The 5,830-nt window shown below is 64.2% G+C and carries 3 protein-coding genes; all 3 read right to left on the reverse strand.

The window, feature by feature from the left end; genetic code table 11:
• Positions 1-519: zinc-dependent peptidase (locus NTW26_00070; GenBank protein ID MCX7020668.1), on the reverse strand; the 519-nt coding region annotated here is incomplete at its 3' end.
• 47 nt (positions 520-566) lie between these two features.
• Positions 567-3,836: a hypothetical protein gene (locus tag NTW26_00075; protein ID MCX7020669.1), complete on the reverse strand. Its 3,270-nt coding sequence runs from the start codon at positions 3,834-3,836 to the stop codon at positions 567-569.
• A gap of 420 nt (positions 3,837-4,256) precedes the next feature.
• Positions 4,257-5,830, reverse strand: a 1,574-nt coding sequence (locus NTW26_00080) for a hypothetical protein (protein MCX7020670.1), incomplete at its 5' end; no start/stop codon positions are given.

Here is a 5,830-nt window from a genome sequence, read left to right on the forward strand (position 1 = left end):
ATCCGGCAAGTGCGGCGCACCGTCGGCCGCCCCTTCCTCCTCGTCGAGTTGATGGGCGAACTCGTGGAGGACGATGTTGCGGATGCCGCCGCGGGAGTCCCGCTTCACCTCGTCCCAGGCGAGAACCACCGCCCCCTCCCGCCAGGACTCCCCGTCCCGCTCCTCCTCCCCCTCGTGGACCACGCCGTCGTCCTCGGCCCAGGCCAGGGGAGCGACGAAGGGATGGGGATAGAGGAGAACGCTCCGCAGAAGCGGATAATATTCGACCGGGCGGCGGAGGAGAAGAAGGCAGGCCTGGGCGGAGACCATAACCTTCATCTCCTCGGTCAGAACGAGCCCCCCGCAGCCTTCGAAGTTCTTCTCGGCCAGAAAAACGAGGGTATGCCCCCGGAGTTCCGTCCGGTCGGCGGCGGGCAGGGAGCGGTAGAGCGCGACTTCCCGCCGCAGCATCTCCTCCCAAGCTGGAGGAAAGAGGGAGGCGAAGATCCTCCGGCGTTTACGCTGTTTGAATCCGAACATTCCCTGATTATCCATGAAAACCGAAGTTTTTCATGGATAATCAGGTTTTATCGCGTCGCGGGGATATCGTCCGCAGTCCCATAGTACACAGCGGTGACGGAGCGGATGGACCAGAGGCCTGCGGAACCGCGGAAGATGCCTATGTCGTCAAAGCCGTTCCCGTCGTAGTCAGCCGGGCGGGGCCAGTCGAAACAGGCGCCAAAGAATACCCGGGTCAGTGCTTTCAGCGCCCAGAGGCCGGTGCAGGGGCGCCAGACCCCGATCTCCCAGGTGCCGTCGCCGGTATAGTCACCTCCTACTGGCCAGTCGTTGACCCTGCCGAAGTAGGTCCTGGTCAGCCCCCGGATCAGCCAGAGGCCGGTGGCTGGACGGTAGAGGGCGACTCCGCTCGTTTCCTCCCCGGTGTAATCGCCCGGCGCCGGCCAGTCCCCCGAGGTCCCCAGGTATATCAGGGTGAGACCCCGCACCCTCCAGAGGCTGGCCGCGGCGCGATAGATGCCGTAGTCGGCGAAACCGTCCCCGTTGTAGTCCCCCGGGACGGGGATGTCCCCCGCCCGGCCGAAGTAGAACCTGGTAAAGGCGTTCACCGCCCAAAGGCCGGTGGCGGGGCGGAAGATCGCGAACTCCGCCCGGCCGTCGCCGTTGAAGTCGCCCGGCGCCGCATTGTCTCCCAGGGTGCCGAAATATCCCTGGGTGATCCCCTTTATCCGCCATTGCCCGGAGGCGGGTCGGAAGACCGCGATGTCGGAGACGCCGTCACCGTTGTAATCGCCGGAGACGACGACCGTCTGTTCGGGTGGAACTGTCGGCCCGCAGGTCGGAGTGGGGCTGGGGGATGCGACAGCCGGCGGCCGGCTCGGGGAGGAGAAGGGCGTCGCTGACGGGGTCCGGTCCGAGGTAACGCTGGGGCTCGCCGTCGGCGGCGGGGGAGAGGCGGGCGATGGAGTTGGGGAAGCGGCCGGAGGGGGGCTGGGCGGCTCCTTCCAGATGACTGCGCTCAAGGAATGCGGCGGCAGGGTCAAGAGGAAAGTCCCGCTCCCCTCCGGAAACGTCTGGCTTTCAATCGTCACATTCTCCGCATCCTCGTTGTCATCATGGAGGCTGGCTGGCGCGATCCGATAGAGAAGAGGCGAGACGGCGTACGAAAACGGCACGCCGATCTCGACATCCAGAGCGTCGCTCAGGCTGAGATTGAAAAGGACGGCGGAATAATCCGAACCGTTGCGGAAGGCAAAGGACTGGACATGGTTAACCGTAATCGGTCGGCTGACGCCGTTGATCGACTGCTGCATCCAGGAGGGATTATCCCCGCCCTGAGTCGTCCGCACGAGGTCGCCCTCGATCGCCCGGTTCACGAGCTCCACGCCCAGCCAGGACGGGCGCTTCCGGCCCGTCACCTCGAGATCGCGGAGCATCCCCCAGAGGCGGACGTATTCGCCGTTGGTCATCCGGAAGGAATACCCGTGTGCGGAAAAGAGACACTGGGTCTTGACGCCGAATTCCCGCAGGATCAACAGCATTTCCAGCGGCAAGGCCAGTGCCCCGGCCTGGCTCGTCACCAGGTCGTTGCGGATGTCCAGTGGACAATCGCCGTACACGTGATGGAAATTGAATTCGTAAGTCGCCATCCCTGTCCCTTGCCCTATGGCGCTGATCTGGTTATAGCCCTGGCGGATGCGTCCCGCCGTGATATCGTCCAGGGGCTGGGCCAGCACGGGACAAAACACCTCCTCATCGTTGGCGTGATGGTCCAGATCGAACAAGTACGGTCCTAACGCGATGGTATCGTGCGCGGCGCTGCTTCTCTCGATTTCCCCCTGGACGGAGGGAACGTTGGTGAACCCCCCGATGATCAAATCGAGGACGCCGGAATCGTAGTGAGGGCTGCTCCTCATGATCGCGAAACGGCCGGAAGCGATCCGGCCGAGACGGGTCCCGCCCATCAGGGATTCCCCGGCAAAGGGATCGATGCCGCACCCCCCGCCCCAGGCCTCGTTGCCGAACTCGAGGTGGATGGAGGGGAAGACCGTTGTCCAGGGAAGGGATTGTCCCAGGACGGCACGCTTCTCCGCGTAGGGGTGAGTCCCGTCCGCCGGCGCCGCCAGGTATTCCACCAGGTTGAGAAGGTCAGAGGGGGAATAGGTCACCGGGATGCTATACCATGGATCAGCCTCGACTTCCCGGCACAGCTCCAGGAACTCAGGCAAAGAGTAGCTGTATCGCCCGGGGATGCGGCTGCTGTGTTGGAAGTCCTCTGTCTTCCGCGCCCACGGCTCGGCAAGCTGCACGTCGAGCGTTGCCCCGAACTGCGCGCCCATCATTCTCAAAACGCCCGGCCGGAGTTCCCTGAGCCGGTCGATAAAAGTATCGGTAAAGACGGTGGGGTTGGTGTGATCGGCACACTGTAGGGCGATGTCATCCACCCAGACCTCGTCCCCGGAATTGAGGAGGAACAGGGTGAAACTCAGGATCGGATGGTTCTCTTCGGGGGTGTACGGGCCCGGACGATCCGCGTCGGAAGGGAGGGAGACATCGAAGGCATACCGCCGCCAATCCGTGGTCAGGGCGATGGTCTGATCGACAAAATTATACTCGCCGTCCCGGGCGAAACGGGCACGAATCTGCGCCCCCTCCCGGTTGCCCTTGGCCCAGAACTCCAGGCGCCAGTTCCCCTTGACCAGAAACAACTTGCCCGAGGTGCGGTCGCCGTCGCGCCAGCCGCTGTCCATGTAGAACGCATAGGAGGGCATGCCGATCGGCCCGGGATAGACCAGGCGCAGCGATTGAAGACCGGGGCTGCCCGGCCGGGTGGTCGAGGTGTCGGGGAAGGACCATGCGGTCGAAGGGAATGAGCCGCTCCAGTTCCTCCGGACAAACATCACGTCGTACTGGTTCGGCGCGGGCCCGTCGGTGTCGAGATAGAAGACATTGCGGCCGCCTTCGTGGGTGAAATCGGCGATCAGGCCGCTTCTTCCCTGGGCCGGTCCGGAGACGAATTCGTACTCCCCCCCGTCCCAGAAGTCCACCGGCCAGCCGATGCTGAAGGTTTCATTGTTCCAAGCCGGATCCCAGCAGTATTGGACAATCCGCTGTCCGGTGGAACCGGCCTCGGCGTGAACGACGCTGCCGAAAACGCCCGCTTCGAAGCCGGGGTTGTGAATCAGGTTCTTGATGATCTGGCCGGCCCCGTATTGAGACCGCGCGCCGACGTTTAGACCGAGGCGCTTGACGCCCGTCACCAGCACTTCGTCGCTGATCGCGATAGTAGTGACGCCGGAAGGATGAGCGACGGCTCGGAGACACGTGAAAAGGGTCAATCCCGCGGCCAGCACGCCGGTGAAAACCGGAAGGCCGCGCCGCGACCGCGGAGGGTGGACGGTTGACGGAGGAAGGGGGAAATGGACCCGGGAGAAACCTGTCAAAGGGAAACGACTGTCGGGCAGGGCGCCCATCGCTCCGCCTTGCATTCATCCCCCATCGGGGGCGAATCGATCGCGCGTAAGGGCATAAGCAATATAGCAGTATTATAGTGACGCGGCAACTCGTGTAGTTCTGGGGACACCATACATAATTCCCCAAGATGAAATATGTAGGGTGTCCCCGGAATTGATATTCTGAGTGTGAAGCGAAAGCTTCACCACCGGCGTCAAGCTTTCGCTTGAGACTCCCGGCGAGGTGCAACCTTTCGTAACCCCTCGTAACCTTTCGTAACCTTTCGTAACCTCTCGTAACCTGCTTTACCTGGTCGCCGGCAGATCGCCCGCCGTCCCGAAGAAATACCTCGTCTGGTCCCTCACCGCCCACATCCCCGAGCTCCCCCGGAAGACGGCGAAATCGTCGATGATTCCGCCCCCGAAGGCGCCTGGAACAGGACTGTCGCCGTCCATCCCGAAATAGAAACGGGTATGGTTCCATACCGCCCAGAGGCCGCTGGAGGGACGGAAGACCGCTGGGTACTCCGACAACGGCGCGGAGCGCGGCTCGCTCCCCGGCCAGCAATAGGCGCCCGGAACCGGGACATCCCCGCTCTGCCCGAGATAATAGCGCCCGCCGCCGTGGACCGCCCAGAGGCCTGATTCCGGACGGAAGACGGCGATCTCCGCCCGCCCGTTCCCGCTGTAATCGCCTGGGACCGGAAGGTCGCCGGTTCGTCCGAAGACGACCGCGGTGATCCCCCGCACGCTCCAGAGTCCCGCGCCCGCGGAGAAAACGGAGGCGTCGCAGGAGCCGTCCCCGTCGTAGTCGGCCGGGGCGGAGACGCCGTCCGATCCGCCTAAGAAGAAACGGGTGACGTCCTTGACCGCCCAGAGGCTGGTTCCGGGCCGGAAGATGGCGATTTCGGCGTGCCCGTCCCCGTCGTAGTCGCCGCTGGCCGGGAGGTCCCCCGCCGTTCCGAAGTTGAGGCTGCCGAGCCCCCGGACCGCCCACCGGCCGTTCCCGGGGCGGAAGATGGCGATGTCGGACTTGCCGTCGCCGTCGTAGTCCCCGGACTGCAGAACCAGATGCTCCGCCCCGGGGACCGGGGCGTCCACCGTCACCAATCCCATCGCCCCCGGCGGGATGCCGTCCGCCTTGACCTGAAGGGTGAGGTAGCCCGGCGCCGGGCGCCAGTACCGCAGCAGGCTGCCGCCGGTAACCAGATAGGTCCCGATGTCGCCGAGGTCGGGCATGACGAAGTCCGCCACCGTGTTGTCCAGAAAGACCGGCGGTTCTCCTTCGGTCAGGTGGTTCCAGCATTCAAACTCCTTGTGGACGGTGGCGGGGTTAGTCGAGTTGAACCAGGCGGCGACCGAAGGAGTTTCCAGCATGGTCATGGCGTTGAAGGCCTCGGTGACGGTCGCGTGCTTGGCGAGGATGGTATTCTCATAGCTCGGGCAGGAGAAATCGGGGGCCGAGTAGTAATAGCTGGTCACCGCCCCGTCCTCGACGACGATTCGCCGGAACCCCGGGTACTCGGAGGTGTTGAAGGCGGTGGTGGTGGTGTTGAGGTGAAGGACGTTCGCCCCGCCGGTGGTGTCGGTGAAGACGTGGTCGAGGTGGGTGTGCCCGGAGATCGCCAACCCGACGCCGTGGTCCCGGCTCAGTTCCTGGAGCTCATTCCGGCTGGTGTGGTCGGTAAAGCTGTCCCCGTCCGAGTAGGCGCCGAAGAAGGGGTTATGGCAGGCCATAACCTGGAGGTCATAATTGCCTTGGGCGGCGGTAAGATCCTGCTCGATCCAGGCCATCTGATTGTTCCAGACCGGCGGCGCCCCTCCCGTATACCCCCTCACCTGTCCGCCGCCGCCGTCGGCCGGGGGGAACTGCGCCTCCG

Source organism: bacterium (genome assembly GCA_026398675.1).
Taxonomy (GTDB): Bacteria; RBG-13-66-14; RBG-13-66-14; order RBG-13-66-14; family RBG-13-66-14; genus RBG-13-66-14.